The following is an 18,144-nucleotide window of genomic DNA, read 5'->3' as shown; positions in this document are numbered from 1 at the left end:
AGCGCCAATGAAAATGGCCCGCATGCAACGATGCGGGCCATTTCTCTTTTTCTTTCCGTTCTGCTGTTTCCTCCCTCCCGGCAACGCCACGCAGCAGCCCGCGCGTCGCCGTCCCCTTCAATCGTCTTCGGCGCCGCCAATGCCCAGCTCCTGGATCTTGCGGGTGATGGTATTGCGTCCGATCCCCAGGCGCACCGCCGCGTCGTTCTTGCGGCCATGCGTGTGCTTGAGCGCGATCTTGATCAGCGCCGCCTCGAACTGGCGGCCCAGGATGTCCATCACTTCCGGCTGTTCCTGCGCCAGCATGTGCGCGGCTTCGGCTTCCAGCAGGGAAATCCAGCTGGCGTGACTGGCTTCGGCAGGCGCCGGGTAGCCACCCTCGCCGCCCGCCGGCTGCGACATGGCCGCCGAGGCCGGGGCCGAGACCGTCTGCGCCGGCTGCGGCGCATGCACGCGCTCTTCCACCAGGTCCTGCGGCAGGTCCTTGATCTCCACCGTCTGGCCGGGCGCCATCACGGTGATCCAGTTGCACAGGTTTTCCAGCTGGCGCACGTTGCCGGCGAACTCCAGTTGCGACAGGAACTGCATCGCCTGCGGCGACAGGCGCTTGGCCTCCACGCCCAGCTGGCGCGCGCTCTGCGAGAGGAAGTGGCGCGCCAGGATCGGAATGTCTTCGCTGCGCTCGCGCAGGCTGGGCAAGCGCAGGCGGATCACGTTCAGGCGATGGTACAGGTCTTCCCGGAACAGGCCTTCGCGCACGCGTTGTTCCAGGTTCTGGTGCGTGGCCGCGATCACCCGCACATTGGCCTTCAAGGACTGATGGCCGCCGACGCGGTAGAAGTGGCCGTCCGACAGCACGCGCAACAGGCGCGTCTGCAAGTCCAGCGGCATGTCGCCGATTTCATCGAGGAACAGCGTGCCGCCCTCGGCCTGCTCGAAGCGGCCGCGGCGCATCGCTTGTGCACCGGTAAAGGCGCCGCGCTCATGGCCGAACAGTTCGGATTCCAGCAGGTCCTTGGGGATCGCCGCGGTGTTCAAGGCGACGAAGGGCTGGCTGGCGCGCGGGCTGTGCTTGTGCAATGCGCGCGCCACCAGTTCCTTGCCGGAGCCGGATTCGCCGGTGATCAGTACCGTCACGTTCGATTGCGACAGGCGGCCGATGGCGCGGAACACGTCTTGCATGGCCGGCGCCTGGCCGAGGATTTCGGGGGTCTGCGCAGCCGACTGTTCGACATCGATTTCGCGCAGGCTTTCGTCGAGCGCGCGGCGGATCAGTTCGACCGCCTTGTCGACGTCGAAAGGCTTGGCCAGGTATTCGAAGGCCCCGCCCTGGAACGCCGAGACGGCCGAATCCAGGTCGGAGAATGCGGTGATGATGATGACGGGGATGCCGGGATGCTTGGCCTTGACGGTCTGCAGCAGCTCCAGCCCGGACGCGCCCGGCATGCGGATGTCGGAAACCAGGACCTGCGGCGTGCCGCTTTGCAGGGCTTGGATGGCGTCGCGCGCGCTGGAAAAGCTTTGCGTGGCGAGATTTTCTCGGGCCAGGGCCTTTTCGAGAACCCAGCGTATCGATTCGTCGTCGTCAACAATCCAGATTGGCTTCATAAATAACTGTTCCTGCGTTGGTCATGCTGTTAATGCTTCTGTAGTGCAGCGTGGCGGCACACCGCAACGACAGCCCCCGATGACGAAATGCTTCCATCACACTGGTTTGGCGCGCCGCCTGCGGCCATCGGCTCACGGCAGCGGTATTAGTATTCTGAAATCGGTGCATCCCGGCCGGCTCTCGCATTCGATCACGCCCATGTGCTGGTGAACGAAAGTCTGCGCCAGCGTCAATCCGAGCCCGCTGCCTCCCTCGCGTCCCGATACCAGCGGATAGAAAATCCTTTCCTGGATGTCGGGGGGGATGCCCGGGCCGTTGTCGATGATATGCAAGTCTAGTGCCAGCCGGTATCGCACCTTGGATAGCGTCACTTGCCGGCTCACGCGGGTGCGCAAAATCAGTTCGCCGTCGCCGGCGCGGATGCGTTCGGCCAGGGCTTGCGCCGCGTTGTGGACGATGTTGAGCAGCGCCTGGATAAGCTGCTCCTTGTCGCCGCGGAATTCGGGAATGGAAAGGTCGTAGTCGCGCTTGATGGTCAGGCCTTGCGGGAACTCGGCCACGATCAGGCTGCGTACCCGTTCGCACACTTCATGGATATTGACGTCGCCCACGATGTGCGGATGGCGGTGCGGCGCCAGCAGGCGGTCGACCAGCGTCTGCAGCCGGTCGGCTTCCTTGATGATGACCTGGGTGTATTCGCGCAATTCCTTCAGGTGGCGCTCGGGCAGCTCCAGCTCCAGCAATTGCGCCGCGCCGCGGATGCCGCCCAGCGGGTTCTTGATTTCGTGCGCCAGGTTGCGGATCAGTTCCTTGTTGGCCTGGCTCTGGTCGAACATGCGCTCTTCGCGGTCCAGCTTGAGTTGCTGCACGTTTTCGCGCAGCTCGAGCAGCACCGGCATGTCCGGGTTGTCCAGCGGCGTGACGATGGTATGCACCTGCAAGGGCTCGCGGTTGGCGCGCTCCAGCACCAGGTCCAGGCGCTTGTCGGCGAACTGGTGTTCGATGGCCTGGGAGAACAGCGCCGACAGTTCCGTGCCGTTGAGGAAGATCTCCGACAGCTTCTGCTGCGACAAGACCTTGAACGAGCTCTCCAGCAGGTTCTCGGCCGCGGCGTTGGCGTACACGATGCCGCCCCGGGCATCCAGAATGATCACCGCCGAAGCCAGCAGGTCGAGGCCGTCAAGCGAGGGGAAATTTGTCTTCATTCGGATAATCGTTGACCCTGAAATCGTTGGTGGCGCTGGCGGCCATTGCGCCAGCGCGCTTACTCATCGCAAAGGCGGGGGCCTTGCGCCCTGCATTTGCCACTCATGCCCTAGCAAGTTTCGGGCGAGCCCGCATGCCGCTGCCTGCCACCGCATTTCGCGCCTCAATCCCTGAGCGCCTGCTCAAGCGCGGCGACTGCCGCCGCGCTTTGCCCGATCGCCGCCTGCAAGGCGGCGCTGCGCGCCTGGTAGCGGGCGTAATTGCGCTCGTCGCCGCGTCGCTCGGGTTCACCGCCGTTATATTCGCGCCTGAGCGCATCGAGCCTGTTGCGCTCCGCGACCAGACGTTCGCGCAGCGCGATGCGGGAGCGTTCTTCATCGGCCGGCGCCGCCGGCGGCAAATCCTTCCGCTCCGTGGCAATGCCATTGCCGCTGACCGCGCCCAGCGGCGCCAGCACGCTCTTGCGGCAATGCGCCGCGCGCGCGTCATCGCGGTATTCGACGCCGCCGCTGCCGACGCACACATAGATGTCGGCAGCTTGCCCGGCCGCACAAGCCAGCAGTGCCGCCGCCCATCCCAAACCATACCTGCGCCTCATCGCGTCCTCCGGAAAACCTCCACCGCCTTATGACAAGGAGAGGGGCATTCCGGCTGCGCGCAAACAAAAAAGGGGAAGCAAGCTTCCCCTTTTTTTGAAGACCCGTCTTCGATTACAGCGAGTAGTACATATCGAATTCGATCGGGTGAGTGGTCATGCGGAAGCGTTGGACTTCCTGACCCTTCAGTTCCAGATAGGCATCGATCATGCTGTCGGTGAAGACGCCGCCGCGGGTCAGGAACTCGCGGTCCTTGTCCAGGTGGTCCAGCGCTTCTTCCAGCGAGGCGCAGACGGTCGGGATCAGCTTGTCTTCTTCCGGCGGCAGGTGGTACAGGTCCTTGGTCGCGGCTTCGCCCGGGTGGATCTTGTTCTGCACGCCGTCCAGGCCAGCCATCAGCAACGCGGCGAAGCACAGGTACGGGTTGGCCAGCGGATCCGGGAAACGAGTCTCGATGCGGCGGCCCTTCGGGTTGGCCACGTGCGGGATACGGATCGATGCCGAACGGTTGCGGGCCGAGTAGGCCAGCTTGACCGGGGCTTCGAAGCCGGGAACCAGGCGCTTGTACGAGTTGGTGCCGGGGTTGGTGATCGCGTTGAGCGCCTTGGCGTGCTTGATGATGCCGCCGATGTAATACAGCGCGAATTCCGACAGGCCGGCGTAGCCGTCGCCTGCGAACAGGTTCTTGCCGTCCTTCCATACGGACTGGTGCACGTGCATGCCCGAACCGTTATCGCCGACCAGCGGCTTGGGCATGAAGGTTGCGGTCTTGCCGTAGGTGTGGGCGACGTTCCAGATCACGTACTTCAGGGTCTGGGTCCAGTCGGCGCGCTCGACCAGGGTCGAGAACTTGGTGCCCAGCTCGTTCTGGCCGGCGCCGGCCACTTCGTGGTGGTGCACTTCGACGGGGATGCCCAGCGATTCCAGGATCAGGGACATTTCCGAACGCATGTCCTGGAAGCTGTCGACCGGCGGAACCGGGAAGTAGCCGCCCTTGACGGTCGGACGGTGGCCGGAGTTGCCGCCTTCGATCTTGGCGCCGGTGCTCCAGGAAGCTTCTTCGGAATCGATCTTGACGAAGGAACCGGACATGTCCGCGCCCCAGCGCACGCCGTCGAAGATGAAGAATTCGGGTTCCGGGCCGAAGTAGGCGGTGTCGCCCAGGCCGGAGGACTTCAGGTAGGCTTCAGCGCGCTTGGCGATGGAACGCGGGTCGCGGTCGTAGCCCTTGCCGTCGGACGGCTCGATCACGTCACACTGCATGAACAGCGTGGTTTCTTCCATGAACGGGTCGATGTTGGCAGTGTTCGGATCCGGGATCAACAGCATGTCGGAGGCTTCGATACCCTTCCAGCCTGCGATCGACGAACCGTCGAAAGCGTGACCGGATTCGAACTTGTCGATGTCGAAATGCGAAACAGGCACGGAAACGTGCTGTTCCTTGCCGCGGGTGTCCGCGAAACGGAAGTCAACAAATTTGACTTCGTTGTCCTTCACCATCTTCAAAACCTCTGCGGCCGTCCTTGCCATGCGAATCTCCTAAAACGAGGAAGTAGTATAAATTTGGGGGTTGAGCCGTTTTCTGCGACTGGATCTTTGCAATTGATACAACGGTCTTGCGCCGGAACTCAGACGCGGATGATAGCAGATTCCATGCCACCGCCCTTTCAGGGGCGGCAATTATGGAATATTTTAGGGAGCAGAGGCTGGACGGCCGTTCCCTTCAGTGCATGCGGGGTGAATTTGCGCATTATTTTAGTGCATTTTACCCGTATTGCACCAACGTTGAACATATTGGTGCATATGGTGACTGATGCGCACTTATTTGGTGCTTTTATGCCGATAAGCGATCCAGAGCGATACATCCGCTGCGCCAAAAGAATTAATCTTTTAATTTATTTATAATTTTTAGCCATTTCCACCCCAGATAACCCAGCGAGGCGCCGATGACCCAAGAACAGATCCTCACCATTGCCGGCCAGCGCGCCCAGGACGGCCAGCTCCCCTACCGCGGGGCCGTCACGCCGCAGGAAGCCTTCGCCCTGATTCAGGGCAACCCCGCCATCAAGCTGGTGGACGTGCGGACCAAGGCTGAACGCGACTGGGTCGGGATGGTGCAAATCCCGGCCGGGCAACACCTGTTCGTGCAATGGAATTTGTATCCGGAAGGCAAGCCCAATCCGCAATTCCTCGAGCAGTTGCAGCAAGCCGCCGGCCCCGACGAGATACTGCTGTTCCTGTGCCGCTCCGGGGTTCGTTCCAAGCATGCCGCCAAACTGGCGAGCGAAAACGGCTATCGCAATTGCTTCGACATCGTCGAAGGCTTTGAAGGCAACAAGGATGCGGCCGGGCACCGCAAGACAGTGGAAGGATGGTGCAAGGCCGGCCTGCCCTGGGTAGGCGCCTGAAGCGCCTCTCGGCAACCGGCGTCGGCGGCATTATCGCGGCCCGGCCATTGTTCTTGTCTGCAAGACTCCCCGCCGCGGGGCAGCCGGATTGCCGCTCAGGTCCCCAGGGGGACCTCCAGTTGCGCCATCAATCCAACGATGGCGGCAAAGCCGGCGGCGCCATTGCGCGTGGCATCTTCGATGCGCTCCAGCGTCGTAACGATCTCCTCCCGCTGCATCGTCAGCGCCGCGCCTTTCATCCGGTGCGCCAGGCGCTGGACGGCTGCGACATCGGATGCGGCATGGGCCGTGCGCATGGCCGCCAGGTCCTGCAACGAGGTCGTGCGGAACAAGGCGTCCAGATCCACCGATTGCACATCCACCGGAGCGCTGGCGACCGGTTCGTCCACATCGTAATCGCACCATAGCGACAGCATTTTCTTGAACTCCCCGATCGGCAGCGGCTTACCCAGGATGCCGTCCATGCCGCTGTCCAGGCACAGCTGCACATGGGCCGCGTCAGCCTCGGCCGAGATGCCGATGAGCGGGGTGTAGCCCGCATCCGGGTCGCCCTCTTCGGCCTCGCGCACGCGCCGCGCCACTTCGTAACCGTTCATGTCCGGCATGTAACAGTCGAGCAGCACCAGGCCGTAGCGTTGCGCCTGGATGGCAGCCAGGGCCGACCTGCCATCTTCGGCGCCGGTCACGCGGCAGCCGAACTTGCGCAACTGCTTTTCGATCACCATGCGGCTGGTCGCCGAATCGTCGACCACCAGAATCCAGGGTCCTTTTTCGCTCATTGGTCGCTCCGTCCTTATCTCGGTCTCTTGGTCTCAGAGGTCTTCCAGCTGATGCTGGATCTTGAACAGCTCGCTGTCGTTGCGGACGCCAAGCTTGCGAAATGCCGACTGCTTCTGGCCGCTGATGGTCTTGACGCTGCGCGCGAACTTTTCCGCTATCTGCGTCACCGTCATGCCATCCAGGCAGCAACGCAGCACCTCGCGCTCACGCGGCGACAGCTCCGAGTTTTCGGAAAGGGAATCCGATACCGCTTCCCCTTCCCGGCCGCCCGTCCCCGGTTCGGCCGACAGCATCGACGACAATTCGGCTGCCATGTTGTTGTTGAGGTGGACACGGCCAAGGGAGACGGTGCGTATCGCCTGTATCAGTTCCGAGAGCTCCTGCGACTTGCCGACAAAACCGCGGGCGCCGGCCTTCATGGCCAAGGCTACCGTGGCGGGGTTGTAATGGGAGGAAGAAACCAGGATCTTGCTGTCCGGAAAACGCACCTTCAAGGCGCGGATCAGGTTCAGGCCGTCGATATCGTTGACCCCCAGGGCATAATCGATCACCAGCAGATCGGCCGGCGTGGTGCGCAAGGCGGCCATCATCTCCTTGCTGGTCGCAAACGAGCCCACGACCTGAAAGTCCGGCTCTTCGGACAGGCGGCCCGCCAGCCCGTAGCGGACCACTGCGTGGTCGTCCAGCAAGGCGATGCGAACCGTCGATACAGATGACCATGTCATCATGGATTCCTTTTTTGGCTGATGGCCCCGGCAGCCGCGGCGTCCCGGCTCCGCCCCTTCCCCCAGCAGCGAATGCCGTCCCATGCGCCGCGCGCCGGATGGCCGCGGTTGATCCCGCTCCAAGTGTACCAATAGCGCTTCGCGTCAAACGGGCGAATAAGGCCATGATTTCCCCGGCTTCAGGCAGGCGCCGGCCCGGCATCGCAAGATGGCGCGTGCATGCCGCCGCGTATGGCGCGCAGGAAGTCGGCCGCCTTCATCGACGGCGCGACATCGCCCTGCATCATGCGGCATCCCATTTTGCGCAAGGCTTCGGATGTTTCCGGGTCGTCCACGCCGCAGGCGACGACTCCCAGCCCCAGGCGCCTTCCGATGTCGAAGATGCTGTCGACCATGCTGCGCGAAAGCTCATGGCGCAGCAGTTGCCCGATCAGGCCGCCATCGATATGGATGCCGGTGAACGGCGCCTCGGCAAGCATGCTGATATTGGCGCTGCCCGCCCCAAAGCCGTTGAGCGACAGGCCGAATCCCTTGATGCGCAAGCGGTTGAGCGAGGCCGACAATGGCACCGGCAGTACCGGCGCGCCGACTTCCGTCAGGACGATGGAGACCTGTTCCGGGCTCAACTGATGCTGCCTCACCCGGTCGGCGAGATAGTCCACGATTTCCGGCGTCTGCAGCGTCTGGGCGGAGGCCTTGATGCTCAACGGCAGGCAGTGGCCGGCAGCCTTCAGTTTTTGCTGCACCCGCAGCACATGGTTGACGGTGCGGTAAAACAACACCAGTCCCAGCCCCTGCTGCTCGATCAAGGCCGTGAATTGCTCCGAGCGCAGTTTGCGGAATCTGGGATGGTTCCAGCGCACTTCGGCCGCGGCCGCGCCCATACGCAAACTCTCCGGCGAGATCTGCGGGCAATACCACACATCGAATTCGTCGACATCGCAGATGGCCCTGAGCAGATCGTCGTCGCTGATATTGCGCAATGCATCTTCGGCGCCGGCGCGGCGCTGGCGGCGCGGCTTGCCCAAGGCAATCGCCAGCTCGACCACATAGCACAGGGCGATATTGGACAGCGGCTTAGGCAAGGCCTCCACGGCCGCAAAACCGGCGTTCCTGGCCAACCTGATATGCGAATCCAGCATGCCCGCGCCTAGCACGCTCACCCACACCAGCATCGGGAACTGCCGCGGCGGCCCTGGCCGGTTGCGCGCCTGCTCCACATGGCGGACGATGAATTGCGGGCCGTCCATGTTGGGCATGCCGATGTCGCAGAAAATCAGGTCGACCCCATGCTCCTCCATGAGCCGGATCGCCTCCCGGCCATCGGCGGCTTCCAATACCTTTTGCGCCCCCATGCGCTTGAGATTGCCCGCCAGAACCGCCCTTTGCAGCGGCTCATCCTCCACCACCAGGATGGATAAGTCCGAGATCGATTTCATGATGTTTCAGGTTGTTTCAGCGCCGTTACCGGTCATGCCCCAACCTGCGATTCTGTGCCCGCGGCACATCGCCTCAAATAAGAATCGTCTGGAATGCCTCCCGAAGAATTATCAAAATACGATGCAATCCGGTTTCGCCACGGCCATGCAAACGATGGCGATATTCCCCACCGTCGCCGACGGACTGCATTAGAATCGAACAGACCAATCTCCCATCCCCCCATCGATCATGAAAAGATGGATTTTCTGCATATTCTGGGCACTCGCCGTCCCTGCCGCGGTTCTCGCCGGGACGACGGCGCAATTGCGCGTCACCGGCCGCATCGTGCCCAATGCCTGTGTGCCCAATTTCATCGGCGGCGGCGTGATCGACTACGGCGCCATCCCTTCCGGCGCGCTCTCGCCGCACGCGCCGACTTTGCTGCCTGCCAGGTCGGTCGGCCTGCAAGTGTCTTGCGGCATTCCCGCCAGCGTGGCGCTGCGCCTGGTAGATAACCGCCCGCTGACGGCAACCGAGGGCATGGTCAAGACCTCGGCCCGCCCCAGCATGCTGCGCGACGGGCGTTATTTCGGACTGAAAAACGAACAAGGCCTGCGCGTCGGCGGCTATGTGCTGCGTTTCGAGCCGCGCGGCGATGCCGCCTCTCCCAACCTGCAAATGAGTGCGCCGGGCAACGCCGCAAGCGGCGCCTGGACGGCGCGCACCGACGGCATGCTGCTGCAGGACACGCTCTACACCTGGGCCGCAGGTCAACGGAACATCCCGGCAAAGATGCAGCAAATGGACGCCACGCTGAGCATCCAGCCCGTCATCGACGCCCGCAATGGCGGCCTGGCAGACGAAATCCCCCTGGACGGGTCGGCCACTTTCGAGCTGGTCTACCTCTGAAATCGAACCGTCCCTGCCACCGCTGTTCCGTCCTCGATACCACCATGCCAACCTTCCCCTTGCGTTCCCGTCCGCTGCTGCGCCTGATGCTGCTTTGCGCGGGATTGGCCCATGCCGGCGGCAGCGGCGCAGCCAGCATGGCGCCGCTGGAAGTCATGGTCACGCTGACGCCGGCCGCCTGCACGCCGACGCTGTCCAACGGCGGCGTGGCCGACTATGGCGCCATGAATGCCAATATCCTGCGCCAGGGCCAGGTCACGGCGCTGCCGGTCATAAGCATGACCTTTTCCATCAACTGCGACGCCGCCGCCAAATTCAGCATCAGGGCCATCGACAACCGCAGCGCCTCGCTGGTATCCGGCATCGTTGCCGCCGGCTCGGGCGACGGCGCGCTGGGCGACGACTACAACTTCGGCCTGGGCAAGGTCGCCGGCCGCAACATCGGCGGCTATTCCATCCGCCTCATGCCCAATACCTATACCGGCGACTACCGGCCGGTGAAGCTGATGTCCTCATCCGATGGCAATATCTGGAACGATGCCGGCAACGGGGCCGTCTCCAAACGGCTGCGTTTCTCATGGGGAGCCGACAACGGCGCGGTCGACGCCTACAAGGCGATATCGGGCCGGCTGTCCGTGCATCCCTATGTCAACAAAGCGGAAAACCTGCCGCTGGGCCAGGACATCCCGCTCGACGGTTCGGCCACGCTGGAGCTGCATTACCTGTAGCGCCGGCTGGCCGGGCACGGCAAAAAAACCGGAGCGGCGCGAAACGGCTAAAACAGCCATAAACCGCCTGTTGTTCGATCGCTTGCCGCCGGACGTGATCGGCGATGATAAAAAGACAGACAGTTTCGTTATCGGGGGAGGGGAAACGGGATGTACGCTTTAACTTTAACCATGCAGCAAAAACACATGCGCGGGCTGGCATGCCTGGCGCTTCTGGCAGCGGCCTGCGCTGCCGCGCCCGGCGCCCGCGCCAGCGGCATGCTGCCGGAAACATCGGTGGTCATCGTCAACGAAGCCGACGGCGAAGCCAGCATGAACGTCAAGAATACCGACGCCGCCGCCACCCTGCTCTACACCTCCATCCAGAACCTGCCGGAAGACCAGGAGTCGCTGCTGGTGGTTTCCCCGCCGGTGGCCCGGGTGGAAGCGGAGCAGACGCAACTGGTGCGCTTCATCCTGCAACTGAAGGAACCGCTCAAGACGCAGCGCCTCAAGCGCGTCATTTTCGAGGGCATCCCGCAGAAAGGTCCCGATGGCGGCGTCAAGGTGACCATGAACGTGCGCCAGAACCTGCCGCTGATCATCCATCCCAAGAACCTGCCCCTGAACCGCGAACCCTGGAAGCTGCTGAGCTGGTCCATCAGCGGCGATTCGCTGGTGATGCGCAACGACAGCGCCTATGTGGTGCGCTTCGCCCAGGCGGTGGCGCTGCTGCCGTCCATGACCGAAGTCGACATGAGCCGCACCTATATCTTGCCGGGAGAAAAACTGAGCGGCCAGATCAAGGGCAACGCGGCGGGCACGACGGCGGTGCGCCTGTCGCCGGCGACGGTGTACGGCTTCTCCGTCGACACTTTCGACGCGCCGCTGGCCAAACCCTGAGCCCTCACGGGTGGCGACCGCGGACAACGGCCTGTCTTCTTCCGGTACGCGGCAACGGCATACCGGAGGGACAGTCGCGCCGCGCCTGTCGCCATGCTGCCTCCGTCTCCTGCTCGCGCTCGGCGGCCTGGCCGCGGCGCTCCCGGCATGGGCGCAACTGCCGGCCGGGTTCGACCTGGACATGCTGCGCGAGCGCGGCATCGACCCGCAAATCGCCGAATACTTCAAGGACGCCGCCCGCTTCCGCCCCGGCATCAACATCGTCACGCTGTTCGTCAACGGACAGCCGCGCGGGCGCATCGATGCGCGCTTCGACGACAAGGGCGAACTCTGCTTCGACCGCAACCTGCTCAACAAGGGTGGCCTGAAGACGCCGGAAAACACCCTGCCGGTTCCCGCGGCGGCAACCGGGCCATGCTACGACTTCATGGCCGCCTATCCGCAGACCGGGATCGAACTCAGGCCGGGCAAGGAAGAAGTCGCGCTGGTGGTGCCGACCGATGCGATACGGCCCAATGAAAGCGATTTTTCCGGCTTCGCCACCGGCGGCAGCGCCGCCCTGCTCAACTATGACATCGTGAGCTCGCGCAGCCAGTTCGGCAGCAGCTCCAGCCAGTTCCTCAGCGCCAACCTGGAATACGGCTTCAACGCGCGCGACTGGATCGTGCGTGGGCGCACCATGTATGCGCGGCAAGACCAGTCCTCGCAGCGCCAGCACTTGTACGCCTATGCGCAGCACACGCTGGTGGACTACAAAGCCATCTTCCAGGGCGGCCAGGTCAACATCCTCAATACCGCTTTCGCCGCCGGCCCCATCACCGGGCTGCAGATCGTGCCGGAGACCGCGTTGTCGTCCGGCTCGATCAACAACGTGATGGTCGAAGGCATCGCGCAGACCCAGGCGCGGATCGAGGTGCGCCAGAACAACGCATTGATCTACTCGACGGTGGTGCCCAGCGGCCCCTTCGCGCTGGCCGACCTGCCGCTGCTCAACGGCACCAGCGACCTGGAGGTCACCCTAACCGAAGCCAACGGCGCGCAACGCCGCTTCACGGTGCCGGCGGCCTCGCTGCACGGCGGCAACCTGGGCATGCAGCGCGGCTATTCCTTCGCGCTCGGCAAGCTGCGCTCGCTGGGCAACTCTACCGGCCGGCAACCCTGGGTCGCCACCGCCGCAGGCGGCTGGCCGCTGGGGCGCAACAGCACGCTCAGCGCCGGCCTGATGGGCGCCACCGGCTACCAGGCCGCAAGCTGGGGCGCCGACACCCGCATCGGCGACAATAACCTGAGCATTCAGCACAAGCTCTCGCGCGCGCCCCGCGAGGGCGAACGCGGCACCCAGTTCACCCTCGCCAGCAGCAGCATCCTGGCGCAAAACACCTCGCTGGGCCTGTCCACCACGCAACAGACCCTGGGCTATCGCGACCTCAGCGACACCACCATCGACCAGCAAAAGGAGCTGGCCGAGCAATTGCTGCTCACGCCGGACCAGACGCCCACCACGCAATACGCGCGCTACCGCGCCCAGTACACGGCCTCGCTCAGCTGGAGCAATACGCTCCTGGGCGGCTTCAATGTCTCCTACTCCCGGTCGACCCAGTTCTACGGGCAAAACACCCAGCGCGTCATGGCCTCGTGGGGACGCAACTTCGATACCGTCAGCGTCAACCTGAACATCGAGCACCAGATGGGCGGCACCGGCGCGCTGGGAGGCAACGCCAACGCTTTCTACCTCACCGTCAGCATCCCGCTGGGCAGGCGCAACGTGCGCACCTACGTCAACAACAGCAGCGGCTACCAGCGCCTGGGCGCGTCGTATAACGAGCTGTTCAACGACTACGTCAACTACACCGTCGCCGCCGAACGCAACCAGGAGACCAAGAACCACGACCTGTCGACCCAGGTCTCGATGCTGCCGCGCTATGCCCAGGTCAACCTCGGCTACGCGCGCTACGGATCGGGCAGCACCGCCTACAACGGCGGGCTGCGCGGCGCGATGGTGCTGCACCAGGGCGGCTTGACGCTGTCGCCCTACGCGGTGCAGGACACCTTCGGCATCCTGCGGGTAGGCGATGTCGCCGGCGTCAAGGTCAGCACGCCCTATGGCCCCGTCTGGACCGACTGGAAAGGCCAGGCCGTGGTTTCGCAGTTGCCGCCCTACGCCAGCACCCGGCTGGAAATCGCCACCAAGAGCCTGCCCCGCAACGTCGACATCAGGAATGGGCTCAAGCTGCTCGACCCGGGCCGGGGCTCGGTCAGCCATATCGACTTCGATGTGCTCAAGGTCAGGCGCATCCTGCTCAACGCCAGGTCGCCCGATGGCCAGCCCTTGCCCAAGGGCGCTTTCGTGCTCGATGACGATAACCAGTTCGTGACCACCGTGGTCGACGATGGCCAGGTGTTCCTGCTCAACGGTACGCCAAGCGGGCCGCTGCGCGTTACCCTGCCGGACGAGAAGAGTTGCGTGCTCCAATACAGCTTGCCATCAGCCGCCGATCCCAATATGTTCTACGAGACGGCCGATGCGATATGCCGGCCCGACTTGCACGCGCAACCGAAAGGACTTCCCTATGCGCCGGTCTGATCTTGTCTCTGCGCTGGCCACGCTGGCGGCCATCCTGCTGGCCGCGCCAGCGGCCTATGCCAGCGGCGCCGACAACTGCCAGATGCTGATCAGCAACCCCAGCGTGGACTATGGCGCCACCACGCGCGCGGAGCTGCTGAAAAGACAAGTCTCGCCGCTGATGATGAGCCTGGGGCGGCAAAGCGTGACGCTCACCGCCACCTGCAGGGTGCCAACGCTGATGACGCTGTTCTTCCGCGGCAGCGCCGCCGACACCGACGCCCACGCCTACCGGCTCGGCAATGGCGGCGCGTTCACCCTGCGCGTACTCAATGCCCGGCTGGACGGCCGTGCGGTCGGGCTGGGCAGCGTCCTGGTGCCGGGCCAGCCGCCCGAGACCCAGGCCGATAGCCTGGTGCTGTCGCCCAACACCGGCGCGGTGCCCATCATCAACGACGTGCCGGTCCGGGGCAGCTCGCTGCAACTGCAAATCGACATCGATGCCGGCATCTCGACCACCGCCAGCCGCATCAACGACCGCACGGTATTGCGCGGCGATGGCAGTTTCGAGCTGGTCGAGCATTGACGTCATTTTCCCTCTACCCTCCCCGCCTCCATTCCTGACAACCGCATCAGCTTTGTAACGCCGTGTAACGCTGCCGGATTCTGCCAACCTTAATCGGGCACGCGGCGTTATGGAACGAGTCATGCGCCATTTCAGTCCGTCGGGACGAGGCATCCCCGTTGAAAGTTTCCGACAGGCCAACATCCATTATCGAGGCCGATTTATGCGTCCATTGATGCAACCATTCATGCGTCCATTCATGCGCCCGTTTCGCCAAGCCCTCCGCCCGGCCATGTCGCCGGCTACCCTGCGCCAACGCTGCCTGCTGGTATTGCTCGCATGCTGTGCCGCCTCGGCGACCGGCGCCGAGCTGTCGCCGCGGGAGCAGGCCTTGCATGTGCTCGACCGCCTGGCCTACGGGCCGCGTCCGGGCGAGCTGGAACAGGTCGAGAAAATGGGCGCCAGGCGCTACATCGAATTGCAACTGCATCCCGAGCGCATCCCGCTGCCGCCAGACCTGCAGGCCCGGCTGGCCGCGCTGCCGGCCCTGCAGATGACGCCGGCGCAATTGTTCGTCGACTATGGCCCGCCCTCGTTCGACAAGAACGCATCGAAAGAAGAAAAACAAGCCGCCCGCCAGCGCGCCGCGCGCGAACTGACGCCGCAATTCCACCTGGCGCGCCTGCTGCAAGCCACCGAAAGCCCGCGCCAGCTGGAAGAGGTGATGACCGAATTCTGGGCCAATCACTTCAACGTCTTCGAAGGCAAGGAATGGGTGCGCTACTGGGTCGGCGACTATGAAAAAAACGCCATCCGCCCTTATGCGCTGGGCAATTTCCGCGATCTGCTGGGCGCCGTGGCGCATCATCCGGCGATGCTGTACTACCTCGACAACTGGCTTTCCAGCGGCGTCGGCACGCCGGGCGCGCGCGGCCGCTTCAAGGGGCTCAATGAAAACTACGCGCGCGAGCTGATGGAGCTGCATACGCTGGGCGTGGACGGCGGCTATCGGCAAGCCGACGTCATCACGCTGGCGCGCATCCTGTCGGGCTGGACCATCGACGTCAACGCCATGAAAGGCGGCGCCGCGCCCTTTTCCTTCGACGCCGCGCGCCACGATGCCGCCCCCAAGGTGTTCCTCGGCAAGCCGCTCGCGGCCCGCGGCTACCAGGAGGGCGAGGCCGCACTCGACATCCTCGCCAGCCATCCGTCGACGGCACGCTTCATCGCCACCCAGCTGGCGCAGTATTTCGTCGCCGACCAGCCCGATCCGGCACTGGTGCAAAAACTGTCGCAGACCTTCCTGGCCACGCACGGCGATATCCGCGCGGTGCTGCAAACCCTGTTCGACAGCCCGCAGTTCTGGTCGCGCGCCAATTACCAGACGCAATTCAAGACGCCCTACCAGTTCGTGGTCTCGGCCCTGCGCGCCAGCGCCACGCCGGTGATCAACCCCAGGCCGGTCAACGGCGCGCTGGGCCAGTTCGGCATGCCGCTGTACGGCTGGCTCACGCCCGAGGGCTACAAGTATTCCCAAGCGGCCTGGCTCAATCCCGACGCGCTGCTGCGCCGGATCAATTTCGCCGGCGGCCTGGTGAACGGCAAATCGCCCATCGCCCGCGCCGAAGGTGCGCCGCCGCCCGCCAATGCCGACGCCCGCCCGACCGACCCGCAACAATTGCTGGCCACACTGGGGCCGGCCATTGCACCGGACAGCGTTCAGAAGATCAACGCCGCATCGCCCAACCTGCAGGCCGGACTGATTCTGGGCAGTCCCGACTTCATGAAACGCTAGGACCAATATGAACCGCCGTGACTTCATCCGCTATCTCGGCGCCGCAAGCGGCGGCGCCATCCTGCTGCCGGTCGGCCTGTCCGGTTGCGCCGTGGCGCCCATCGGCGACCACAGCATCAGCCGGGCCGGGCCGGCCAAGCTCGCCTACGGTTCGCCCAGGCCGCGTGCGCACGCCGCTGGCGATGGCGCGCCGCGCATGGTGGTGGTGTTCCTGCGCGGCGCCGTCGACGGCTTGAATGTGGTGGTGCCGCATGGCGATCCCGAGTATTACCGGGCCCGTCCGACCATCGCCGTGGCGCGCCCCGGCCAGGCCAACGGCGCCATCGACCTGAGCGGCTACTTCGGCCTGCACCCGGCGCTGCAGCCGCTGATGCCTTACTGGGAAAGCGGCCAACTGGCCTTCGTCCACGCCTCCGGCTCGCCGGATGCATCGCGTTCGCACTTCGAGGCGCAGGACTACATGGAAACCGGCACGCCCGGCCAGCACAATACGCGCGACGGCTGGATGAACCGCCTGATGGGCTACCTGCCGCCGTCGGAATCGCCACTGCAGGCGCTGGCGATGGGCGACGCCACGCCGCGCATCATGAGCGGCAGCAACGTCGTGGCCAACCTCCAGACCGGCCGCGCCGCCGCCCGCCCCAGCCTGATCGACCAGCCGCGCATGATGCAGGCCTTCGCGCCGCTGTATGCCGGCGACGACCCGATTGCCCGCGCCTACCGCGACGGCATCGCGGCGCGTCGCGAACTGATGGCCGACATCAACAGCCAGGAACAGCAGATGGCCAACAACGGCGCGCCGCTGCCAGACGGCCTGTCGCTCGATACCGCGCGCCTGGGCCGCCTGATGCGCAACGACCCGCGCATCCGCCTGTCCTTCCTGGCCGTGGGCGGCTGGGACACGCACATCAACCAGGGCAACGGCGCCGGCCAACTGGCGGGGCGGCTGGCGCCGCTGGCCGCCGGCCTGGCGACGCTGGCGCGCGAACTGGGGCCGGCGTTCAACGATACGGTGGTCGTGGTGCTGTCCGAATTCGGCCGCACCTTCCGCGAGAACGGCAACGGCGGCACCGACCACGGGCATGGCAACGCCATGTGGCTGCTGGGCGGCAATGTGCGGGGCGGCAAAATCCACGGGCAATGGCCGGGGCTGAACCAGGCCGCCCTCAACGAAGGCCGCGACCTGGCCATCACCACCGATTTCCGCGCGGTGCTGTCGTCGGTGGCGGAGCGCCATATGCGCATCAGGGATCAGGAACTGGAAAAGATCTTTCCGCAATATGCGGCCGGCGGACATGGGGTGCCGGATCTGTTGATATGACGATGGGAGGATGGCCCTCTCCCCGCCCATAAAAAATGCCGTTCAGGTTTGCACCGAACGGCATTTTTGCTGCCACTGCCAAAGACTTATTCCGCCTCTTCGATCCACGCCGCCTGGATCGCCTCCAGGATGCGCTCACCCGAGCGGTTCGGGTCGTCGTCGAAACCGTCCAGCTCCATCACCCAGCGATGCAGGTCGGTGAAGCGGATGGTCTTGGGGTCGATGTCGGGAAACTTGTCGTACAGTTCCTCGGCGATCAGCTGGGTGTCAGTCCATTTCATGTGCGGTTCCCCCGGATCAGTGGTTTTCGGAAGCGTGGTTGATCGTGTACTTGGGGATTTCGACGGTCAGGTCATCCTCGCCCAGCACCACCTGGCACGACAGGCGGGAAGTCGCTTCCAGGCCCCAGGCCATGTCCAGCAGATCCTCTTCCTTGTCGGAAGGGTCGTTGAGGGTGTCGAAGCCCTCGCGGATCACCACGTGGCAAGTGGTACAGGCACAGGATTTTTCGCAGGCGTGCTCGATGTCGATGTCGCTGTCGAGCAGCGCGTCGCACAGGGTCTTGCCGGCCGGGGCGTCGATCACCGAGCCTTGGGGGCACAGTACCGGATGGGGGAGGATGACGATCTGAGGCATGG

General features: G+C 64.3%; 18 protein-coding genes. 9 read left to right on the top strand and 9 right to left on the bottom strand.

Annotation, left to right across the window (positions count from 1 at the left end):
- Positions 1–117 precede the first annotated feature (117 nt).
- From ntrC to glnA, 4 genes are all read right to left on the bottom strand, one after another.
- The gene (gene ntrC / locus FB598_RS04465) at positions 118–1,608 is read right to left on the bottom strand and encodes a nitrogen regulation protein NR(I) (protein WP_141913168.1); all 1,491 of its coding nucleotides are present in this window, start codon (positions 1,606–1,608) and stop codon (positions 118–120) included.
- Between the two features lie 132 nt (positions 1,609–1,740).
- Positions 1,741–2,814 carry a nitrogen regulation protein NR(II) gene (gene glnL, locus FB598_RS04460; protein WP_141913167.1) on the bottom strand — a complete coding sequence of 358 codons (1,074 nt, stop codon included), beginning with the start codon at positions 2,812–2,814 and terminating at the stop codon, positions 1,741–1,743.
- 164 nt (positions 2,815–2,978) lie between these two features.
- Positions 2,979–3,413 carry a DUF4124 domain-containing protein gene (locus FB598_RS04455; RefSeq protein WP_141913166.1) on the bottom strand — a complete coding sequence of 145 codons (435 nt, stop codon included), beginning with the start codon at positions 3,411–3,413 and terminating at the stop codon, positions 2,979–2,981.
- Positions 3,414–3,525: 112 nt separating this feature from the next.
- Positions 3,526–4,941: a type I glutamate--ammonia ligase gene (gene glnA, locus FB598_RS04450; RefSeq protein ID WP_141913165.1), complete on the bottom strand. Its 1,416-nt coding sequence runs from the start codon at positions 4,939–4,941 to the stop codon at positions 3,526–3,528.
- 123 nt (positions 4,942–5,064) lie between these two features.
- Between glnA and FB598_RS04445 the strand changes: the two genes are divergently transcribed.
- The gene (locus FB598_RS04445) at positions 5,065–5,316 is read left to right on the top strand and encodes a hypothetical protein (RefSeq protein ID WP_141913164.1); all 252 of its coding nucleotides are present in this window, start codon (positions 5,065–5,067) and stop codon (positions 5,314–5,316) included.
- 41 nt (positions 5,317–5,357) lie between these two features.
- On the top strand, positions 5,358–5,819 hold the full coding sequence (locus FB598_RS04440; protein ID WP_141913163.1) for a rhodanese-like domain-containing protein: 462 nt from the start codon (positions 5,358–5,360) through the stop codon (positions 5,817–5,819).
- Positions 5,820–5,914: 95 nt separating this feature from the next.
- Here the strand turns inward: FB598_RS04440 and FB598_RS04435 are convergent, their stop codons facing one another.
- The 3 genes from FB598_RS04435 to FB598_RS04425 form a co-directional block, all read right to left on the bottom strand.
- Positions 5,915–6,598 (bottom strand): response regulator, encoded by a 684-nt coding sequence (locus FB598_RS04435; protein WP_141913162.1) that lies wholly within the window; start codon positions 6,596–6,598, stop codon positions 5,915–5,917.
- 33 nt (positions 6,599–6,631) lie between these two features.
- Positions 6,632–7,324 (bottom strand): response regulator transcription factor, encoded by a 693-nt coding sequence (locus FB598_RS04430; protein ID WP_141913161.1) that lies wholly within the window; start codon positions 7,322–7,324, stop codon positions 6,632–6,634.
- 179 nt (positions 7,325–7,503) lie between these two features.
- On the bottom strand, positions 7,504–8,763 hold the full coding sequence (locus FB598_RS04425; RefSeq protein WP_141913160.1) for an EAL domain-containing protein: 1,260 nt from the start codon (positions 8,761–8,763) through the stop codon (positions 7,504–7,506).
- Between the two features lie 229 nt (positions 8,764–8,992).
- Here FB598_RS04425 and FB598_RS04420 point away from each other — a divergent pair, with 229 nt between their 5' ends.
- The 7 genes from FB598_RS04420 (at position 8,993) to FB598_RS04390 (ending at position 17,506) form a co-directional block, all read left to right on the top strand.
- Positions 8,993–9,652, top strand: a complete 660-nt coding sequence (locus FB598_RS04420) for a DUF1120 domain-containing protein (RefSeq protein WP_141913159.1) — start codon at positions 8,993–8,995, stop codon at positions 9,650–9,652.
- Positions 9,653–9,696: 44 nt separating this feature from the next.
- Positions 9,697–10,380: a DUF1120 domain-containing protein gene (locus tag FB598_RS04415; protein ID WP_141913158.1), complete on the top strand. Its 684-nt coding sequence runs from the start codon at positions 9,697–9,699 to the stop codon at positions 10,378–10,380.
- Positions 10,381–10,530: 150 nt separating this feature from the next.
- The gene (locus FB598_RS04410; RefSeq protein ID WP_221292363.1) at positions 10,531–11,262 is read left to right on the top strand and encodes a fimbria/pilus chaperone family protein; all 732 of its coding nucleotides are present in this window, start codon (positions 10,531–10,533) and stop codon (positions 11,260–11,262) included.
- Between the two features lie 10 nt (positions 11,263–11,272).
- Positions 11,273–13,846 (top strand): fimbria/pilus outer membrane usher protein, encoded by a 2,574-nt coding sequence (locus tag FB598_RS04405; RefSeq protein WP_255515724.1) that lies wholly within the window; start codon positions 11,273–11,275, stop codon positions 13,844–13,846.
- Positions 13,833–14,411: a hypothetical protein gene (locus tag FB598_RS04400; RefSeq protein ID WP_141913156.1), complete on the top strand. Its 579-nt coding sequence runs from the start codon at positions 13,833–13,835 to the stop codon at positions 14,409–14,411. Before FB598_RS04405 ends, FB598_RS04400 begins: the two co-directional genes overlap by 14 nt.
- Positions 14,412–14,682: 271 nt before the next feature.
- Positions 14,683–16,185: a DUF1800 domain-containing protein gene (locus FB598_RS04395; RefSeq protein WP_183405814.1), complete on the top strand. Its 1,503-nt coding sequence runs from the start codon at positions 14,683–14,685 to the stop codon at positions 16,183–16,185.
- Between the two features lie 7 nt (positions 16,186–16,192).
- The gene (locus FB598_RS04390) at positions 16,193–17,506 is read left to right on the top strand and encodes a DUF1501 domain-containing protein (RefSeq protein WP_141913154.1); all 1,314 of its coding nucleotides are present in this window, start codon (positions 16,193–16,195) and stop codon (positions 17,504–17,506) included.
- An 86-nt stretch (positions 17,507–17,592) separates the two neighbouring features.
- On the opposite strand, the gene iscX is transcribed toward FB598_RS04390, so the two are convergent.
- The gene (iscX, locus tag FB598_RS04385) at positions 17,593–17,787 is read right to left on the bottom strand and encodes a Fe-S cluster assembly protein IscX (RefSeq protein WP_141913153.1); all 195 of its coding nucleotides are present in this window, start codon (positions 17,785–17,787) and stop codon (positions 17,593–17,595) included.
- A gap of 16 nt (positions 17,788–17,803) precedes the next feature.
- A complete protein-coding gene (fdx, locus tag FB598_RS04380) occupies positions 17,804–18,142 on the bottom strand; it encodes an ISC system 2Fe-2S type ferredoxin (protein WP_141913152.1) in 339 nt (112 codons plus the stop codon).
- Positions 18,143–18,144 lie beyond the last annotated feature (2 nt).

Source organism: Herbaspirillum sp. SJZ106 (assembly GCF_006715495.1).
In the GTDB taxonomy this organism is placed as follows: domain Bacteria; phylum Pseudomonadota; class Gammaproteobacteria; order Burkholderiales; family Burkholderiaceae_D; genus Herbaspirillum.
The sequence above is the reverse complement of the archived record's forward strand: the minus strand, read 5'-3'. Positions and strand labels throughout refer to the sequence as shown.